Here is an 18520-nt window from a genome sequence, read left to right as displayed (position 1 = left end):
AGCCAGCTCGATACGATTGAAGAGCCGCTGGTGCGCGATATGCTGGAACAACGCCTGCGCATCATCGCTGCGGATATTGCGACGCTGGATACCGCCATGCGTGATCTGCTCAAGGCAACGCCGAGCCTGCGCAAGCGTCACGACAGGATGTGCAAGGTCACAGGTGTCGGTCCGGTGCTGGCAACCGCGCTGCTTGCCGACCTGCCCGAACTGGGGAGCGTCTCGTCGAAGGCCATTGCAGCCCTTCTGGGCGTTGCTCCCCATGCGCGCCAATCCGGCAGTTCGAACTGCAGAGGCAAATGCTCTGGAGGACGCAAGCATCTGCGCGACATTGCCTACATGGCCGCGCTGAGCGCAATCAAGATCAAGGATCCCATTCTCGGCACTTTCTACCAGCGCCTGCGCAGCAACGGAAAAACCTTTAAGATCGCCATCGTCGCAACAATCCGAAAGCTCATAACCATCCTCAACGCAATCGCAAAAACAGACCCTGCTTTTACTTGATCGTCCACGGTTGCTTGATGCGGGGTCTAGCTGCGCTACGTCTGAAGCGCAAAGACTCTCTCCCGCGCAGACGCGCGACAACTGGATTCCGGCTCAAGGCCGGAATGACGGAAGAGAGATGTTTTTAAAACAAACTACCCTGATCAACAGGGCCTGACGGCGTCGTTCTCACCGGCTTCTTCTTGGGCGCTGGCGTCACCCCTTCACTTGGTTGAACATCCGCACCACCGGCAATAGCCGAAACGCGGCCATCGGCAAACTCCATCGACACAACGGCACCTGTTTCAACGGTGGCGGCGCGGGTCAGTGGGCGGTTGTCTTCGTCACGAATGACAGCGTAGCCGCGTTTCAACACGTTCTTATAGGACAGCGATTGCAGGATGCGATCATGGGCGGCGATGCCGGAGCGATTTTGCGACATGCGGTGCAAAACGGCCGTATCGATGCGGCGGGTTGCAGTGGCCACCCTTTCCTTCTGGCGCTCTAGCTGGCCGAGCAGACGTGCAGGAAGAGCGCGCAGCGACGAGTCCGACGATGAGACGCGCGATTGGGCCTGTAGCAGGCGGCGCTCCACCAGGCTTTCGGCGCGCTGCATTCGTTCCTGAATGCGTTGGCGTTGCTGTTTGAGGCCATGGGCCAACACATCCGGGCGAAGACCGGACGCGGTGCGTTCAAAACTGCGGCGCTTGTTGAGCGTATTCAGCTCCAGCCCGCGACCAAGACCGCTGGCTGCCTCATCGAAACGGCGGCGCGGCAGGGCCAGCAATTGATCGAGCGATGGCAGGGCGCGCACGAGCGCACGTACGCCCTGGCGGCGGTTGTCCATCTGGCGGAACATGGAGCCGGAGAGGCGGGCAGAGAGACCTGCAAGCTGAGCCTCCAGATCGGCCCTGACAGGCACGGCCATTTCGGCGGCACCCGTGGGTGTGGGCGCGCGCACATCGGCGGCGTGGTCGATCAGCGTCGTATCTGTTTCGTGACCGACGGCTGATATCAGCGGTATCTGGCTTTCGGCAGCAGCGCGCACGACGATCTCGTCGTTGAAGCTCCACAGGTCTTCCAGGCTGCCGCCGCCGCGCGCGACGATCAGCACATCCGGTCGTGGAATGGCTCCGCCGATCTCCAGCGCATTGAAGCCCCTGATGGCGTTGGCCACCTCTTCGCCGGAACCTTCGCCCTGCACTTTGACCGGCCAAACCAACACATGCACTGGGAAACGATCGGAAATGCGGTGCAGAATATCGCGGATAACGGCACCGGTTGGCGAGGTGACGACGCCAATGACCCTCGGCATGTACGGCAGACGGCGCTTGCGCGTCTGATCGAACAGACCTTCTGCGGCGAGCTTGCGGCGGCGCTCTTCCAGCAGCGCCATCAGCGCACCGGCACCGGCTGGCTCCAGGCTCTCGATGACGATCTGGTATTTGGACGAGCCGGGGAAGGTGGTGATCTTGCCGGTGGCGATGACCTCCATGCCCTCTTCCGGGCGGAATTTCAGCTTGGAAAAACTGCCCTTCCAGATGACGGCATCGATGCGGGCGCGGTCGTCTTTCAACGAGAAATAGGCGTGGCCCGACGTGTGCTGGCCACGATAACCGGAGATTTCACCACGTACGCGCACCTGATCAAAAGCGGTCTCGACCGTGCGTTTGATAGAGCCGGAAAGCTCCGAAACGGAGAATTCGGCGAGGTTGGTGAGTGGCTGGCTGAAAATATCGCTCATGCCCGTTTCTACCCCATGGCCCGCGATTCGCAAATCGGCTTCATGACGCGGATTTGACAATTTCCTGACGATTAAATTTCACAAAATTGCAACAATCTGCTAGTTTGACAGTTGAACGTGCATATACGGAGGAGAAATACGGGTCTTTGAGGATGACGGTGCCTTTCCTCAGGCCCTCTGGAGGAGGAGCGGCATCATGGTATTTATTCTCGGAATTTCACTCGGCGCAGCTGCGCTTGCTTTGCGTTCGGTTACGGCTGTTGCCGCCACAGGCATCCTGATTGCAGTCGCTTTTGCTGCGGCGGCGTTGGTGTCATCATCTGGTGTACACGTATTGTCACTTCTGATCGCGCTTGCGGGCTATAATGTCGGCATTGCCTGTACTTTTTGCGCGATGTTGGCAGTTCGAGGATTGCGCACCGCTTAATCGGTAGCGGCGTTGCACGTTTACGATAAAGTGCCGTTTCGAATGTCTTGAAACGGAACACCAACCCGTGAATTTGCCCGTATTTATCCTGATCAACGCCGCGTTCATTGTATTGGACGGTTTTGTCACGCTTGCGATATCGAGCGGTTCAAACCTTGATATCGTGGTCGCGCGTTTGTGGAGCGTCGCGATAACGCTCCCTTGTCTCGCTTATGCTCTCAATCACCTGCAAAGAGCCGTCCCTAGTGGCGGCGTTTTGCTGATCGTGATCAGTGGCATCAGCACATGCGTCAGCTTTGGCATTTTCGCGCTGATCATCACCCGAAACCCGTTCTTGCAATGGCCGACGGCATTTCTTGCTGCGTCATGTGGCGGCCTCGCTCTTGCTGTTGCGGGCTATGTTAGAGCAAGGAAAAGGTAGGCAGGCCGCTTTAGACCGTTTCCCAACCATCCTTTTCAGCAGCACGGTAGATCGCATCGATAAAGCGCTGGCTGTTCTTCGAGCTTTCCAGGGAAACGACCTCGGCATTCCCGCCGCTTGCCGCAGTGGCGAAAGCTTCGATTTCCCTGCGATACTGGCGGCTATCCTGAAAGCGGAAGATTTGCGACTGGCCGTGATTCTGGTTTGTGAGTTCGACTTCTTCGGCACCCCAGCGGTCGGCATTGAAGGGTGACTTGACCTCGATATAACCTTCGGTCCCGTGCAGGACCATGAGCTGGCGGCCTGCGAGCTGGGTGGAAATGTAGAAGCTGAGTTCGAAATCACCGAAATCCGCCTTGACGCTGGCATAGATATCGGTGCCGAATTCCGGGTCACGCTCGACCTCGGCCTGAACGCGTTTTGGCTCTTTACCGGTGGCAAAGCGGGTGGTGATGGTGGGATAGACACCGATATCCGGAAGCGCGCCGCCGCCGAGTTCAGGAATGTTGCGCATATTGCCGGGATCACGGTTGAAATAGGTAAAAGAGCCTTGGACGTGCTTCAGCGCACCGATAGCGCCCGACGCCAACAGCTCGCGCACCTTCAGCCACACCGGCGCATAGGTCACCATATAGGCTTCTGATATCAGCACCTTGTTGCGGTCTCGTGCGGCAATCAGGCTGTCGATTTCTTCGGCCTTGAGCGCAATCGGCTTTTCGCACAGCACATGCTTGCCCGCATTGGCGGCCTTGATGGACCATTCCACGTGCTGGGCGGTTGGCAGCGGGATGTAGACCGCGTCGATGACATCAGAGGCCAGCATTTCCTCATAGGAACCGAAGGCATGCGGCACGGAGAAACGGTCGGCCAGTTGCCGCGCCTTGGAGAAATCCCGGCTGGCAATGGCGGTGACGACAGCGTTTTCCGCATCCTGAATGGCGGGGATAACGAGCTCCCTGCCGATTTTCGCCGTCGATAGAATTCCAAAACGCAACATGCCTGCCTCCACTTTGATGGGCGGTACCTTACCATGACAGGGAAGACAAGCAACCGCCCGGGAATCCAGCCCGCATTGAAACCCATGATGGCCGGAAATGTCCTCTATTCGGCGCGACATGTACTTTCGGCTTTTCAGCAAATGGGAAAAACTGTATTCATCAGAAATCGGAGATACAGAAAATGTCCCATTCACATACAGCGCTTCTGGTCATCGATGTACAGGAATCCTTTCGGCAAGCGCCCTATTTCGATGAGAGCGGCCTGCCCGCCTATCTCGCCGCTCAGCAAAAGCTGATTGATGGCGCAGAAGCTGCGGGGATTCCCGTCATCCAGATCTTCCACGTCGATGGCGACCGGGCCTTTGCTGAGGAGAGCGGTTTCATCCGCGCATTAGAGGGCATTCGCATCAAGCCCACAGTTACGTTTCGCAAGAACCGCCATTCGGCCTTTATCGGCACGGGTCTCGATGTGTGGCTGACCCAGCACGGCATCAACCGGTTGATCGTTTCCGGTATTCGCACCGAGCAATGCTGCGAAACCACCACGCGGCAGGGGTCCGATCTGGGCTATTCCGTGGATTTCGTGACTGAGGCAACGCTGACTTTTCCCATGACGCATGCCTCCGGCAAAGTCTTTTCGGCAGAGGATATCGCCACGCGCACGGAACTGGTGCTCTCCGGTCGCTTTGCGCGCATCTTGACCGTGGACGAAGCGTTGCAGGCGCAGAAAGAAGCCGCATGATGACGAGTGGCGGCGGCGTGCAAACCAAAATCATTCCGGTTTTCGTGGTGCTGCCGCCGCAAACTTTGCTGCTGGATGTTGCGGGGCCGCTGGAGGTGCTCCGTTATGCCAACCAGCAGCAGGGTGCTGTGAGATTCGACTGCAAATATGTTGCAGCCAGCGACCGCCAGACGACGACGATCGGGCTTTCGCTGGCCGGACTGGACACCTTGCCGGAAGTGCTGCCTGACAATGCCATGGTACTGATTTCCGGCGGCTCCTTAATGGAAACGATGCAGGCCGGTTCAAGTCGGGAGCGGCGCGATCTGGCAGACTGGCTGCGGCGGACGGTGCGGGACGACACAACCATCGTCTCCATCTGCTCCGGCGCGCTGATTGCCGCCGAGGCCGGTGTTTTCGATGGTCACCACTGCACGACCCACTCCGATTGCATGGGTGAATTGCGGCGGCTTGCACCCTTAGCGCAGGTGTTGGACAACCGTCTGTTTGTGGAAGATGGTCGCCGCTTTTCCAGCGCTGGCATTTCGACCGGCATCGATCTTTTGCTGCACATCGTATCGTCTCTCACCAGTCCGGTGATTGCGGCGCGCATTGCGCAGATCATGGTCATCTATATCAGGCGCACAGCGAACGACCCGCAAATCTCGCCCTGGCTTTCAGGCCGCAACCACATTCACCCTTCCGTCCACAAAGCCCAGGACGCCATTGTGGCTGACCCCGCCGCCGAATGGTCACTGGGACGGCTCGCCAAGGCGGCGGCCTTGAGCGAACGGCATCTGTCGCGGCTGTTTCGTGAACACACCGGCGTCAGCGTGGTGGATTACATCAACCTGATGCGCGTCAACCTCGCCCGCGATATTCTGGCTCATTCCCGGCTCGACATGGAAGCGGTGGCTGAGCGGTCAGGCTTCGCCTCTGCCCGCCATCTTCGCCGTGTATGGCAGCAACATCATGAAGAGCCGCCAAGTTTTTACCGAACCCTTTCCTCCTGAATGTCGTTTCCATCACGCAAGCATGGTGCCAGCCATCAAGGAAATTCAATGGTTATGGCTCCATCCGCTTGCTACTGTTGCGAAACATCAGAAAAACAAAGGGAGTATCATCCGTGGAGAAACGCGCGCTTGGCCGAACCGGCCTTTCCATCGCCCCGATCGTCTTTGGCGGCAACGTCTTCGGCTGGACTGCGGATGAGAACACCTCCTTCCAGTTGCTGGATGCCTTCTTCGACGCAGGCTTCAACACCATCGACACAGCGGATGTCTATTCCGCGTGGGTTGATGGCCATCAGGGTGGCGAGTCCGAAGCCATCATCGGCAAATGGCTTAAACGCGGCAGCGTGGCCCGCGACAAGGCCATTATCGTTTCCAAGGTTGGCTATGACAAAGGCCTCAAGGCCGAGCGCATCGCGGAAGCAGTGGAGGCATCGCTGCGCCGTCTGCAGACCGATTACATCGACCTTTATCTCGCCCATAAGCCTGATGCCGAGACGCCAATCGAGGAAACGCTTGGCGCGTTCACCAAGCTGAAGGAGCAAGGCAAGGTACGCGCCATCGGCTGCTCCAACTATGACGCCCCCGAGCTACAAGAAGCGCTGGATGTCTCCGCGACGACGGGACTGGCGCGTTTCGATGTCGTGCAGCCGGAATATAACCTTTACACCCGCGAGAGGTTCGAAGGGCCGCTTGCCGAACTGACGGCGAAGGAAGACATCGGCGTCATCAACTATTACAGCCTTGCCGCCGGGTTCCTGACTGGCAAATATCGCAGCAAGGCGGATACCGAAGGTGTTGCGCGTTCCTACCGCGTTGGCGATTACGTCAACACGCGCGGTCTGGCCATTCTGGGTGCCATGGACACGATTGCTGCCGAAACCGGGGCAAAACTCGCCGATATCGCGCTCGCTTGGCTGCTGCGCAAAAAGGCCGTGACCGCACCGATCGCCAGCGCCACCAGCCTTTCCCAGCTGGAGAGCTTCAAGCGCGCAACGGAACTGAAGCTAACAGACGAGATGATAGCGCTTCTGGATAAGGCTGGCGCGTAAATGAATCTCAGCATTCGTGATGCCGGCAGCCAGGACCAAGCCGAGTGGCTTGGGCTGTGGAATGACTACCTTGCTTTCTACCAGGTGAATCTACCCGACGATGTGACCGCCCATACATGGGCGCGCATCATCGACCCCGCATCGCGCGTGTCTGCGCGCCTTGCGGTACTGGATGGACGGGTGGTTGGCTTTGCCATCCACCACTTCCATGATTCCACCTGGGTAAAGACACCAGATTGCTATCTGGAAGACCTGTTCATTGATGCGAACATTCGCGGCAAGGGCATAGGCCGGGCTTTGATCGATGACCTGATTTCCATCTGCAAGGACAAGGGCTGGTCACGGCTTTACTGGCACACCAACGAAGACAATGCCCAGGCCCGCAAGCTCTATGACAGCTATGTTCAAAGCGACGGCCACATTCGCTACCGGCTCAAGTTCTGACGCGGAAGAAATCCACGAAAGCCCTCAGCGCCGGTCGCATCTGCCGGCGCGAGGGATAATAGATGTAAAAGCCATCGAAGGGTGCACACCAGTCTTCCAGCACCTTCACCAGTCTTCCCTCTCTTATATCGTTCTCGATTCGCTGTTCGAACACGAAGGCGAGACCCGCACCGTCAATCGTGGCAGCGCGTATGAGGCTCTGATCGGAAAGGATCAGTGGCCCCTGCACATCGACCACCAGCGGCTTGCCATCCTTCTCCAGTTCCCAGCGATAGATCAGCCCGCTTGAAAAGCGGCGGCGAATGCAGCGATGCTGCATGAGATCGCGCGGATGCTGCGGTATCGGGTAGTTCTCGAAATATGCCGGGGAGCCAACGATGGCACCACGCCACGCGGTGCTGGCGCGAACCGCAATCATATCCGCTTCCAGATTTTCGCCCAGCCGCAAACCGGCGTCGAAGCCTTTGGCAACGATATCCTCGAACCGGTCATCGGTCGAAATTTCGAGCGAAATATCCGGGTAGCGGGCAAGAAACTCGCCCAGCCTGGGCACGACGATATCTTCAGCAGCCAGGCGCGGCATGGTGATGCGCAAAGGCCCGGCGGGACGACCGCCATGTTCGGCAAGTGCGCCGATGACTGCATCGATATCGGCGAGTGCTGGTGCCAGTGTTTCCAGCAGCCGTCTGCCCTCTTCCGTTGGCGAGACGCTGCGTGTGGTACGGTGAAGCAGACGCATGCCGAGGCTGCGTTCCAGCGAAGACACGGCGTGACTGACGGCAGAGGGTGCAATGCCAAGCTCCGCCGCCGCCTTGCGAAAGCTGCGGCCTTCGGCAACGGCAGCCAGAACGGCCAATTGGGAAAGTTGCACACGGTTCATTGTTCTAAATGATAGAACAAGCCAACACGAATTGCAGCGATTATTTTTGCCGTCTTGCCGGGCTATCTTGGCCTCATGCCCGTAGTGACGGGCGGTTCCTTTATGGAAGGCAGAAATATGCAAAACAGAATTCTCGGAAACAATCTCTCCGTTTCAGCGCTCGGCCTCGGCTGCATGGGCATGAGCCACGCTTACAGCCCATCCGCAGACGAAAGCGCCTCCATCGCGACCCTGCACCGCGCCGTCGAACTCGGCGTGACCTTTTTCGATACCGCAGAGGTCTACGGCCCCTTCACCAATGAAGTTCTCGTCGGCAAAGGCTTGAAGCCCTATCGCGACAAGGTCACCATCGCCACGAAATTCGGCTTCAAGATCGATGCCACCAAGCCAGCCGGGCAAATGATGGTGGGCACCGACAGCAGACCGGAAAATGTGCACACCGTGGCCGATGCATCGCTCAAGCGCCTGGGTGTCGACGTCATCGATCTCTTCTACCAGCACCGCGTCGATCCAAACGTGCCGATTGAAGACACGGTCGGTGCCATGGCCGAACTGGTGCAGGCAGGCAAAATCCGTCATCTCGGACTTTCCGAAGCCAATGCGGAGACTATTCGCAAGGCGCATGCCACCCACCCCATCACCGCGCTGCAGAGCGAATATTCGCTGTGGACCCGCGATGTCGAGACCAACGGAGTGCTCGACACCTGCCGCGAACTCGGCATCGGCTTCGTACCCTTCAGCCCGCTCGGTCGTGGTGTACTGACCGGTGCCCTGAAGAAGCTCGACGGCCTCTCCGACACCGACTTCCGCCGCTCCCTGCCCCGTTTCCAGGCCGAGAATTTCGACGCCAATCTGGCGCTGATCACGTTACTCGAAGAGATGGCTGCGGAAAAAGGCGTGACAGCCGGGCAACTGGCGCTGGCATGGGTGCTGGCGCAATGCGACTTCATCGTCCCCATTCCCGGCACGACGAAGATCGCCAATCTGGAAAAGAACGTGGCAGCCGCCGATGTGGCGCTGAGTGCGGATGAGGCCGCAAAGCTGGGTGAGTTGCTGTCTCCGGCGAAGGTTGCCGGTGGGCGGTATCCCGAGCAGATGGCAGCTATGGCGAATAGGTAACTTATCTGTTTGTTTTTATTTTCTTTTACACTCTCTTCATCGGAGTTGATGAGGAGGGTGTAAAACCTTTTGAGAACAGCTGGTTAGAAGATGTTCAGGTGCCAACGCCACCTTAACGTGGATGAAGCTGACGGAAGCTTAAGCCATTAAATTTAAAATAGTTGCATATGCAATCACTTGTGTTATGGTAAGCCATGTTTGATCATTGCCTATATTTCAACACGGTGGCTTTGGGCCGACAGCTGGAGCGCATATGGACTGAGGCCTTCAAGCCTTTTGACCTGACACCCGCTCAAGCCTTCACGCTTCGTGCCGTACTGAACAAGCCCGGCATGTTGCAAAGTGAATTGGCGGACACGTTGCAGATCGCCAGAGCGACGGCAACCAGAGCAATCGATGGACTTGAGAAAAGAGGTTTTCTCACACGCCAGACAACCAAGCGTGACAAACGGGAGTGTGAGATTCACCCAACCGCAAAGGCGATGGCACTGCACGCATCGTTGGATGCAGCCAGCGGTGCGGTGACCAACCGTTTGAAAATGGAACTCGGCGACGGTTCCTTCGATCGTTTTGTCGATCAGGCGAAGTCCATCAACCAGCAGATCAGCTGAAATTGAGCTAAATAGTTGCATAGCTAACCACATGGAGAACAAGATGCCGATTTTAAATGTTAAAGTGAGTGTCGAGCAGTCCGAGGAGATGACGGCAAAAATCTACGAGCTGTTATCGGCGTTGACTCATCGCATTCTGGGCAAGAACCCGACCCTTACAGCCATTACGATCGAATATCTCGATCCGCGCGACTGGATCGTGGGCGGAAAGACGCTGGCCCAGCAAAGAAAGTCCAGCGTCTATCTCGATATCAAAATTACGGATGAGACAAATACCAAAGCCGAAAAGGCAGCCTACATCGCCGAGGTGTTCAAAGGCTTTTCAGCTCTCCTCGGAAACCTTCACGAGGAGAGCTATATTTATGTCCAGGACGTGCGTGCGTCCGCCTATGGTTATGGCGGCCAGACGCAAGAGCGGCGTTATCACCACGCTGCTTAAGCGCGCAGCACGCCGCCCGTCGATTTCTCGACATTGCCGACGATCTTGGCTGTCAGGGCTTCGAAATCCTCATCCGTCAGGGTCTTGTCGACCGGCTGGATCTGGACTTCGATGGCGATGGACTTCTTGTTCTCGCCGACGGATGCGCCTTCGAAGACGTCGAAGACATTGACGCCGGTGACGAGCTTACGGTCGGCGCTGGTTGCGGCTTTTATGATGGAGCTGGCTTCGACGGAGCGGTCCACCACGAATGCGAAGTCACGTTTGACGGTCTGGAACGGCGAAAGTTCCAACGCTGGCTTGGTGCGCGTCGCCTTCTTCTTCGGCTCGGGCATGGCGTCGAGATAGATCTCGAAACCTGCATAGGCACCGGAGACATCCAGTTCGGAAAGGGTCTTCGGGTGGAATTCACCGAAATAACCCAAGATGACTTTCGGCCCCATCTTGATCGTGCCGGAACGACCGGGGTGATACCAGCCGGGTGCGCCTGCTTCAATTTGCACATTGCTCATCGGCAGGCCGCAGGCTTCGATAACCGCCAGCGCATCAGCCTTGGCATCATAGACATCCACCGGCTTGCCGCCGCCCTTGGCCGTATTGGACCACATGCGACCGGAACCAGCCAGCGATGCGGTGCCGCGGCGAACGCCACCGGCGACGCGGCGTTGTGCCTCCGGTGTGTCACCTTCATAGGTGCCTGAGACTTCAAAGATTGCCACATCGCCGTGGCCCTTGTCGGCATTGCGCTGGGCAGCCGTCAACAGGCCGGGCAGCAGCGAAGGGCGCATGTCCGACATATCGGCGGCGATGGGGTTAGCAAGCTTCAGCGCGGGAGAACCACCGCCGAACAGCTTTGCCTGCGCTTCTGGAATGAACGACCAGGTGACTGCCTCCAGCATGCCACGGCTGGCAAGCGAACGCTTGGCCGTGCGGGTGCGGATTTGCAGCGTCGTCAGAATACGGCCATTGACTGCGCCGAAGCTTTCCAGCGGTTCTGGCTTGATGTTATCGACGCCATGAATGCGCATGACCTCTTCCACCAGATCGGCCTTGCCATCGACATCCGGACGCCAAGAGGGCGCCGAGACGCTGACGCGCTCGCCCGAACCTTCGATGCCGAAACCGAGACCCTTGAGGATTTCGAGAGTTTCCTGCGCCGAAACATCCAGACCCGTCAGGCGTTTGACTTCGGAGAGCGGGAAATCGATCCATTTCGGCTCGAAACCTTTGTAGCCGACGACCTTCGCTTCTGCTGCCGTGCCGCCGCAGAGATCCAGCACCAGTTCGGTCGTGCGCTCCAGACCCGGCACCATATATTCGGGATCAACGCCACGCTCGAAACGGTAGCGCGCATCGGTAATGATGCCGAGCGAACGACCGGTCTTGGCGATGTTGATCGGGTCCCAAAGCGCCGATTCGATCAGCACATCCGTGGTGTTTTCATCGCAACCCGAATGCTCACCGCCCATGACGCCGCCGATGGATTCGATGCCGTTATCATCGGCAATCACCACATTGGTCGGGCCGAGCTTGTATTCGCGCTGATCGAGCGCAAGAATTGTTTCGCCATCTTTGGCGCGACGCACGACGAGATTGCCCTTGACCTTGGCCGCGTCGAAGACGTGCATGGGGCGACCCTGATCGAAGGTCATGTAGTTGGTGATATCCACCAGCGCGTTGATAGGACGCAAGCCGATGGCGAGAAGGCGCTGCTGCATCCATTTGGGGCTGGCGCCGTTCTTCACGCCGCGCACAAGACGCAGGCCGAAACCGGGGCAGAGCGCCGCGTCATCCAGATCAAGGCTCACATCCACGGAGGTGGTGCCTTCTACCTTGAAGCTTGGCGCAGGCTTTGTCTTCAACGTGCCGAGACCGGACGCAGCCAGATCGCGCGCGATGCCATAGATCGAGGTGCAATCCGGACGGTTAGGTGTCAGGTTGATTTCAATGACAGGATCGTCAAGACCGGCATAGGTCGCGAAGGATGTACCCACCGGCGCATCTTCTGGCAGATCGATGATGCCATCGTGACTATCGGACATGTTGAGCTCCTTTTCGGAGCACATCATGCCATGGCTTTCCACGCCGCGAATCTTGCCGACGGCCAGCGTCACATCGATGCCCGGCACATAGTCGCCCGGACGCGCCAGAGCGCCGACGAGACCGGCACGCGCATTCGGCGCACCGCAGACGATCTGCACCGGCTTGCCATCACCCGCATCGACGGACAGCACCCTGAGACGGTCAGCTTCCGGGTGCTTTTCAGCCGTCAGAATCTTGGCGATGACGAAGGGCTTGTAAGCCGCCTTGTCATCCACGTCCTCGACTTCGAGACCGATGGCGGTCAGGCGCTCGCAAATCTGTTCGAGAGACGCATCGGTTTCGAGATGCTCTTTCAGCCAGGAGAGTGTGAATTTCATGTGTGTCTGTCCTTAACGGTATTTGTCTCTTCTGGACTGGCGATCTGGGGCAATTCGTCTTCACAAAACCGCTTTGTAAAATCATGCGGCTTTCTGCGGTTCTTTAGCACCTGGAGCCTTGCGACCTTTCAGCATGCCATCGACGGAAAGGTCCTCATCGACCTCTGGCCAATGCACGCCTGCAAGCATCAATTCAACCGTGTTGCGCTGAGCAGGTGTCGCTTTCAAGAGCCTTGGATACCACCAGAGCGGCGTGGAAACGTGTCTACCATCTGCTAGGCGAACATGGACCTCATGCGGATCGCACCATGCTTCGACGGGGCGATCGCTTTCTGGGTATGCGTCATCCGAAGTAGTCATGCCACGCCTCCATCATCTGGTCCCTGTGTTCCTCAACCGTTTCCAATATACGAGCGATATCTCGCTGATTGAAGCCCTTTGCCTGTGCTAGTCTCACAGCATCCAACCAAACCTTCGCTTCGCCACCGCTTCCATCAATATGAATGTGCGGCGGCTCATGGCCATCACCTGAGTAGAAGTGAAAACGGAAGCCATATTTGCGAAGAACGGTCGGCATAACTTAAGCGCTCAAACCGCCGAACAAGGTCGGCATGTCGAGCGGGCGGAAGCCATAGTGGGTTATCCAGCGGACGTCGGCGTTGAAGAAATCGCGCAGGTCGGGCATCCCATATTTCAGCATGGCGATGCGGTCCAGGCCCATGCCCCAGGCAAAGCCTTGGTATTCATCCGGGTCCAGCCCGCCAGCGCGCAGGACGTTGGGGTGAACCATGCCGCAGCCGAGGATTTCCATCCAGTCCTTGCCTTCGCCGAACTTGACGATGGGGCCGGAGCGGTCGCACTGGATATCCACTTCGAAGCTTGGCTCCGTGAAGGGGAAGAAGGACGGGCGGAAGCGCATCACGACGCTGTCGACCTCGAAGAAGGTCTTGCAGAACTCTTCCAGAACCCAGCGCAGATTGCCAACATTGGACTTCTTGTCTATGACCAGGCCTTCGACCTGATGGAACATCGGCGAGTGGGTGGCATCCGAATCCTGACGGTAGGTCTTACCGGGAATGACGATGCGGATCGGTGGTTTCTGGGCTTCCATGGTGCGCACCTGCACCGGCGAGGTGTGCGTGCGCAGCACCTTGCGCTCACCGTTATCGTCCGGCTGGAAGAAGAAGGTGTCGTGCATTTCGCGGGCCGGGTGGCCTTCGGGGAAGTTTAGTGCCGTGAAATTGTAATAGTCGGTTTCGATATCCGGGCCTTCGGCAATGGAGAAACCCATATCGGCGAAGATAGCCGTGATCTCATCGACGATCTGGCTGATTGGATGGATACGCCCGCGCTCTGCTGGCGACTGGCGCACCGGCAGGCTGACATCCAATGTTTCAGCCGCGAGGCGCGTCGAGATAGCGGCGTCCTTCAACTCGGCCTTGCGGGCAGAGATGAGATCCGTCACTTCGCTCTTGAGCTGGTTGATGGCGGCACCACGCGTCTGGCGCTCCTCCGGCGTCATCGAGCCCAGCGTCTTCAAGAGATCGGAGACCGAGCCCTTTTTACCCAGTGCTGACACGCGCACGGCTTCTATTGACGCTTCATCGCCGGCAGCCGTGATTTCCGATATCAATTGCGATTTCAAGGTATCAAGTTCGGTCATATTTTCCTGCCTCGCCGGGCTTTAGCCTGCGGCTTCGGTTTCAACGGCGTTCTTCAGATAGTCGGTCGCCTCGATAAAGCGTTGCAGATCACTACCCATCTGCACGCGCCCAATCAACCGGGCGAGCGGCAAAAAACGGCCTAGAACCCGCACCAGCCTGCGCAATTCTACGATTGCCGCCTCCGGCGCGCGCGTTGCCCAGGCTTTGTAGGCGGCATCGAGTGTCTCCCTGCCATTCTTGGCGAGGGTGGTCATGGGCAAAAACAGCAGCCAGATATCCCGCGCCTGCGCGGTTTCAAGCGGCATGACGGCTTGTGGCTCTTCTTCGAAGTCCATGAAACCGATGCGACCATCGCGCAAGAAGAAATCCCGCACATGTGGGCGCCCGTGGCACAAGCCAGCAGCGTGCAGGTCGCCGATCGCTGCGGCGCAGTCGATGAGAAGGGTGTCATGGTCGCTCTCCCCAGCACGACTTTTCATTTTCAAAATGCGCTGGACGGTGGGGCCGACATCGGAAATGACGATGGCCGTCTGCGAGGAATAGATGATGTCGGGGACGGGGAAACCCTTTTCGCCGAATTCGATCATCCGCCGCTTTTCACGCTCCATCATGTCGACAGGCTTGAGAATGGGGGACGGCTTTAGAAACTTATACGGCAGGGCCGCCGCCGCTAGCGCCTGAAGCTTTATCCACCACGGCGCTTGTTCGGTGCCCTGCCTTTTGATCCAGACAGAGCCGACCGAAAGGTTCAGTTGCTGTATCCGTCCGTCACTCGTCAGCAGCACCTGCATCAAGGCAGCAATATCCGCGTCCTCGAGGTGGACGTGAAATCCCTGTGCTTGCTCCTGTGGATCGGCGGCTTCCAGCATTCAGAAACTCATATGCGGGCATAATGTCCGCTTTGCGATTTACATAAGACCTTGATCGAAACGAAAAAACCCGCACCGATGGCCCGGCGCGGGTTTCAAAATGAACAACAATTTGTTCGCGCCGTAATTACTTTACAGCGGTTTCAAATTCGTTGGTGGTGCCGGCATCCTTGAGGTACTCAAGAGCCTTCTTGGCGCTGTCTACGAGAACGCCGAATGCTGCTGGCTCATGGATAGCCATGTCCGACAGAACCTTGCGGTCGACTTCGATGCCAGCCTTGTTGAGGCCGTCGATGAAGCGGCCATAGGTCAGGCCGAATTCGCGAACAGCAGCATTGATACGCTGAATCCACAGAGCGCGGAAGTTGCGCTTGTTAACCTTGCGGTCGCGGTAAGCGTACTGCTTGGAACGGTCCACAGCAGCCTTAGCTGCGCGGATTGTATTCTTGCGGCGGCCGTAGAAGCCCTTGGCTGCCTTGAGTGTCTTGGTGTGCTTGGCGCGGGAAGTTACGCCACGTTTTACGCGTGCCATGTCATGATCTCCTTAAAATGTCCAAAAGTGCGGAAAAGTCTTAAAGACCGTTCGGCAGATAGTTCTTGACGACCTTCTTGGCGTCAGCTTCGGCCAGAACCATGGTTCCGCGCGCGTCGCGAATGAACTTGTTGGACCGTTTGATCATGCCGTGGCGCTTACCGGCGGCGGCTGCGAGAACCTTGCCCGTGCCTGTGATCTTGAACCGCTTTTTAGCGGCAGATTTCGTCTTCATCTTGGGCATTTTGCTACTCCATTTTTTTGTATCGAAAGACAGGCAGACGAAGCCTGCTTTCAAGCTATTCTAGAACGGACTCGGCATGCCCTGCCGGACCGTTCGGACGCGCTCCTATAACCGTAGTTATGAAAAAGAGCAACGGGGAATAAAACATTCCCCTGCGGTTTGGTCAAAACGCCTGCAAAACAGACGCTCTCACATTATTTTGGTGCCAGAACCATCATCATCTGACGGCCTTCCAGCTTCGGTTCGGCTTCGACCTTGGCAATCGCCAGGGTGTCTTCCTTAACCTGCAGAAGAAGCTTCATGCCGAGTTCCTGGTGAGCCATTTCGCGGCCACGGAACTTCAGTGTCACCTTTACCTTGTCGCCTTCGTCAAAGAAACGGTTCATCGCCTTCATCTTCACCTCATAGTCATGGGTGTCGATGTTAGGGCGCATCTTGATTTCCTTGACCTCAACGATCTTCTGCTTCTTGCGCGCTTCTGCCGCCTTTTTTTGCGACGAATACTTCAGCTTGCCGAGATCAAGAATTTTGCATACGGGCGGTTCTGCGTTCGGCGAAATCTCAACGAGATCGAGACCGGCGTCTTCCGCCATCTTCAGAGCCTGGTCCGTCGCCATGACGCCAAGGTTCTGGCCTTCTTCATCAATCAGCTGAATTTTGGGAATTCGAATTTCCCTGTTGGAGCGCGGGCCCTCTTTGACGGGGGCATCGGCTTTGAACGGTCTGCGAATGGTCGTAGTCTCCTGATCTGTTTCGGGATCGCGTCGGCAAAAACCAGCTTGTCGGTGCAAATGGCGGAAATGTCGTGAATGCCGCCGCGAAGTCAATAGCATGCCCGCGCAAAAAAATCACCTCCTGTCGTGCTTTTTCCGAATTTACGCTACATGGAGAGCAAAATGCAGGAGATTCTCACCGATATGACTGATCAAACGATTGAATACCTGACGGTTGGTACCGCCGATGAGGCCCGCGACATCGCCATACGCTCACGCGCAGCGACCCATAATGACGATGCTCCTGCATTGGTCTGGCTCGGCGGATATCGGTCCGACATGACGGGCACCAAAGCAGTGGAGCTCGACCGGTTTGCCGAACAGAATGGTCTTGCCTGTATTCGCCTTGATTACTCCGGCCACGGCGCATCCAAAGGTGACTTCAACAAAGGTACGATCTCGCGCTGGCTGGAAGAAACGATAGCCGTGCTGCGTCATACGGCACCAAAACGCGTCGTCGTCGTCGGCTCTTCCATGGGGGGATGGATTGCGCTGCGGCTGGTGGAAAAATTGCGCAAGCAGCAAGGCGGTCCTGACATTGCAGGTCTGCTGCTCATCGCGCCTGCCCCGGATTTTACCGCCGAACTGATAGAGCCCAATCTTTCCGAAGAGGAAAAGGCCTCGCTGAGGGAGCGAGGTTACTTCGAAGAACCGTCCGAATATAGCCCGGAGCCGAACATCTTTACCCGTGCCCTGATCGAGGACGGACGCAACAACCGCGTGTTGCAAGGCATTATCCAGACAGGGTGCCCGGTTTACATTCTACAGGGGATGAAAGATGAGGATGTACCCTACACGCACGCCCTCAAACTGCTGGAGCATCTGCCCGCCGATGATGTTGTCTTGAGCCTTATTCGCGATGGCGACCACAGACTGTCGCGTCCACAGGACATCGAACGCATGCTGGCAGCGGCCAAAAGCCTTGTTTTGTAGGCAAACCGGTCACGCTCTTAACCATATTATTCATCTTGCGTTCATGGACACCGAGTTCTGATTGACACATACCCCCGCCGTCTCTTAACTTTTCATTAAGATTTTAAGGGACGGGTTTCATGATGAACGCACCGCGGGCGCGGGCACTGCTTCTGGCAGTTGCGGCCGGAATACTTTCTGTGGCCTCCGCACAGGCAGAGAACAAGGGTAGCCCGGCCATGGTGACCGGTGGCATCACGTCCCAGCCTATCGGTCATTACGAGTTCTGCCAGAAGTATATGTCCGAGTGCGATATTCGCAGCAAGCTGACACCTCCTCCGCGCGTGACGGAGTATGGATGGAAGGTTGTTCGCGACATCAACAAGGAAGTAAACTCCACCATCATCGCCATGACCGACCTGGAAGTTTATGGCAAAGACGAAGTCTGGGAATATCCCAAGACCGCTGGTGACTGTGAAGATTTCGTGCTTTTGAAGCGCCGGAAACTGATGGAACGCGGCTTTGCCGTTTCCGACCTTTTGATCACCGTCGTTCGCAAGCCCGATGGCGAAGGCCATGCGGTGCTGACACTGCGCACCAATGACGGCGACTTCATTCTCGACAACCTGTCGGATGACGTGAAGCTGTGGACCGATACGAACTATACGTATCTCAAGCGTCAGGCCTCGTTCAACACGGGCCGCTGGGTTTCCATCGAGGATGGCCGCGACGTTCTGGTTGGCGCGCTACGGTAATA

General features: G+C 57.3%; 23 protein-coding genes. 12 read left to right on the top strand and 11 right to left on the bottom strand.

Annotation, left to right across the window (positions count from 1 at the left end):
- The coding region (locus tag DSM25558_RS04895; RefSeq protein ID WP_083716310.1) for a transposase at positions 1 to 504 on the top strand (504 nt) is incomplete at its 5' end.
- A gap of 124 nt (positions 505 to 628) precedes the next feature.
- Here DSM25558_RS04895 and xseA read toward each other — a convergent pair.
- Positions 629 to 2227 (bottom strand): exodeoxyribonuclease VII large subunit, encoded by a 1599-nt coding sequence (gene xseA, locus DSM25558_RS04890; RefSeq protein WP_077102368.1) that lies wholly within the window; start codon positions 2225 to 2227, stop codon positions 629 to 631.
- Between the two features lie 196 nt (positions 2228 to 2423).
- Here xseA and DSM25558_RS04885 point away from each other — a divergent pair, with 196 nt between their 5' ends.
- A complete protein-coding gene (locus DSM25558_RS04885) occupies positions 2424 to 2654 on the top strand; it encodes a hypothetical protein (protein WP_077102310.1) in 231 nt (76 codons plus the stop codon).
- A 67-nt stretch (positions 2655 to 2721) separates the two neighbouring features.
- On the top strand, positions 2722 to 3075 hold the full coding sequence (locus tag DSM25558_RS04880; protein ID WP_077102308.1) for a hypothetical protein: 354 nt from the start codon (positions 2722 to 2724) through the stop codon (positions 3073 to 3075).
- A gap of 10 nt (positions 3076 to 3085) precedes the next feature.
- Here the strand turns inward: DSM25558_RS04880 and DSM25558_RS04875 are convergent, their stop codons facing one another.
- Entirely contained in the window at positions 3086 to 4072 is a 987-nt protein-coding gene (locus tag DSM25558_RS04875) for a Gfo/Idh/MocA family protein (RefSeq protein WP_077102306.1), read from the bottom strand.
- 182 nt (positions 4073 to 4254) lie between these two features.
- On the opposite strand from DSM25558_RS04875, the gene DSM25558_RS04870 reads away from it, so the two are divergent.
- From DSM25558_RS04870 to DSM25558_RS04855, 4 genes are all read left to right on the top strand, one after another.
- Positions 4255 to 4815, top strand: coding sequence for an isochorismatase family protein (locus tag DSM25558_RS04870; RefSeq protein ID WP_077102304.1), 561 nt, complete (start codon positions 4255 to 4257; stop codon positions 4813 to 4815).
- Entirely contained in the window at positions 4815 to 5807 is a 993-nt protein-coding gene (locus tag DSM25558_RS04865; protein ID WP_077102366.1) for a GlxA family transcriptional regulator, read from the top strand. The genes DSM25558_RS04870 and DSM25558_RS04865 overlap by 1 nt, the downstream gene beginning before the upstream one ends.
- 113 nt (positions 5808 to 5920) lie before the next feature.
- Positions 5921 to 6856, top strand: a complete 936-nt coding sequence (locus tag DSM25558_RS04860) for an aldo/keto reductase (RefSeq protein WP_077102302.1) — start codon at positions 5921 to 5923, stop codon at positions 6854 to 6856.
- Positions 6857 to 7300 carry a GNAT family N-acetyltransferase gene (locus DSM25558_RS04855; protein WP_077102300.1) on the top strand — a complete coding sequence of 148 codons (444 nt, stop codon included), beginning with the start codon at positions 6857 to 6859 and terminating at the stop codon, positions 7298 to 7300.
- Here DSM25558_RS04855 and DSM25558_RS04850 read toward each other — a convergent pair.
- A complete protein-coding gene (locus DSM25558_RS04850) occupies positions 7290 to 8180 on the bottom strand; it encodes a LysR family transcriptional regulator (RefSeq protein WP_077102298.1) in 891 nt (296 codons plus the stop codon). The genes DSM25558_RS04855 and DSM25558_RS04850 overlap by 11 nt on opposite strands.
- A gap of 117 nt (positions 8181 to 8297) precedes the next feature.
- Here DSM25558_RS04850 and DSM25558_RS04845 point away from each other — a divergent pair, with 117 nt between their 5' ends.
- The 3 genes from DSM25558_RS04845 (at position 8298) to DSM25558_RS04835 (ending at position 10349) form a co-directional block, all read left to right on the top strand.
- Entirely contained in the window at positions 8298 to 9299 is a 1002-nt protein-coding gene (locus DSM25558_RS04845; RefSeq protein ID WP_077102296.1) for an aldo/keto reductase, read from the top strand.
- 194 nt (positions 9300 to 9493) lie between these two features.
- Positions 9494 to 9910, top strand: coding sequence for a MarR family winged helix-turn-helix transcriptional regulator (locus DSM25558_RS04840; RefSeq protein ID WP_077102294.1), 417 nt, complete (start codon positions 9494 to 9496; stop codon positions 9908 to 9910).
- A 43-nt stretch (positions 9911 to 9953) separates the two neighbouring features.
- Positions 9954 to 10349 carry a tautomerase family protein gene (locus DSM25558_RS04835; RefSeq protein WP_077102292.1) on the top strand — a complete coding sequence of 132 codons (396 nt, stop codon included), beginning with the start codon at positions 9954 to 9956 and terminating at the stop codon, positions 10347 to 10349.
- On the opposite strand, the gene pheT is transcribed toward DSM25558_RS04835, so the two are convergent.
- The 8 genes from pheT to infC form a co-directional block, all read right to left on the bottom strand.
- Complete coding sequence (gene pheT / locus DSM25558_RS04830; protein WP_077102290.1) at positions 10346 to 12769, bottom strand: phenylalanine--tRNA ligase subunit beta; 2424 nt, start codon at positions 12767 to 12769, stop codon at positions 10346 to 10348. The genes DSM25558_RS04835 and pheT overlap by 4 nt on opposite strands.
- A gap of 81 nt (positions 12770 to 12850) precedes the next feature.
- Complete coding sequence (locus tag DSM25558_RS04825; protein WP_077102288.1) at positions 12851 to 13129, bottom strand: DUF2442 domain-containing protein; 279 nt, start codon at positions 13127 to 13129, stop codon at positions 12851 to 12853.
- Positions 13113 to 13346 carry a DUF4160 domain-containing protein gene (locus DSM25558_RS04820; RefSeq protein WP_077102286.1) on the bottom strand — a complete coding sequence of 78 codons (234 nt, stop codon included), beginning with the start codon at positions 13344 to 13346 and terminating at the stop codon, positions 13113 to 13115. Before DSM25558_RS04820 ends, DSM25558_RS04825 begins: the two co-directional genes overlap by 17 nt.
- Before the next feature lie 3 nt (positions 13347 to 13349).
- Positions 13350 to 14432 carry a phenylalanine--tRNA ligase subunit alpha gene (gene pheS, locus DSM25558_RS04815; RefSeq protein ID WP_077102284.1) on the bottom strand — a complete coding sequence of 361 codons (1083 nt, stop codon included), beginning with the start codon at positions 14430 to 14432 and terminating at the stop codon, positions 13350 to 13352.
- A gap of 21 nt (positions 14433 to 14453) precedes the next feature.
- Entirely contained in the window at positions 14454 to 15302 is an 849-nt protein-coding gene (locus tag DSM25558_RS04810) for a BUD32 family EKC/KEOPS complex subunit (RefSeq protein WP_077102282.1), read from the bottom strand.
- A gap of 127 nt (positions 15303 to 15429) precedes the next feature.
- On the bottom strand, positions 15430 to 15834 hold the full coding sequence (rplT, locus tag DSM25558_RS04805; RefSeq protein ID WP_045230035.1) for a 50S ribosomal protein L20: 405 nt from the start codon (positions 15832 to 15834) through the stop codon (positions 15430 to 15432).
- Positions 15835 to 15874: 40 nt separating this feature from the next.
- The gene (rpmI, locus tag DSM25558_RS04800; RefSeq protein ID WP_045230036.1) at positions 15875 to 16078 is read right to left on the bottom strand and encodes a 50S ribosomal protein L35; all 204 of its coding nucleotides are present in this window, start codon (positions 16076 to 16078) and stop codon (positions 15875 to 15877) included.
- A gap of 194 nt (positions 16079 to 16272) precedes the next feature.
- Positions 16273 to 16809: a translation initiation factor IF-3 gene (infC, locus tag DSM25558_RS04795; RefSeq protein WP_067649815.1), complete on the bottom strand. Its 537-nt coding sequence runs from the start codon at positions 16807 to 16809 to the stop codon at positions 16273 to 16275.
- A gap of 186 nt (positions 16810 to 16995) precedes the next feature.
- Between infC and DSM25558_RS04790 the strand changes: the two genes are divergently transcribed.
- Positions 16996 to 17784: an alpha/beta hydrolase gene (locus tag DSM25558_RS04790; protein ID WP_077102364.1), complete on the top strand. Its 789-nt coding sequence runs from the start codon at positions 16996 to 16998 to the stop codon at positions 17782 to 17784.
- Between the two features lie 119 nt (positions 17785 to 17903).
- Positions 17904 to 18518 carry a transglutaminase-like cysteine peptidase gene (locus DSM25558_RS04785; protein WP_077102280.1) on the top strand — a complete coding sequence of 205 codons (615 nt, stop codon included), beginning with the start codon at positions 17904 to 17906 and terminating at the stop codon, positions 18516 to 18518.
- Positions 18519 to 18520: the final 2 nt, after the last annotated feature.

The sequence above is a fragment of the Agrobacterium sp. DSM 25558 genome (assembly GCF_900100825.1).
GTDB lineage: Bacteria > Pseudomonadota > Alphaproteobacteria > Rhizobiales > Rhizobiaceae > Agrobacterium.
Note: the sequence above shows the minus strand (reverse complement) of the source record. Positions and strands in the feature narration are given on the sequence as shown.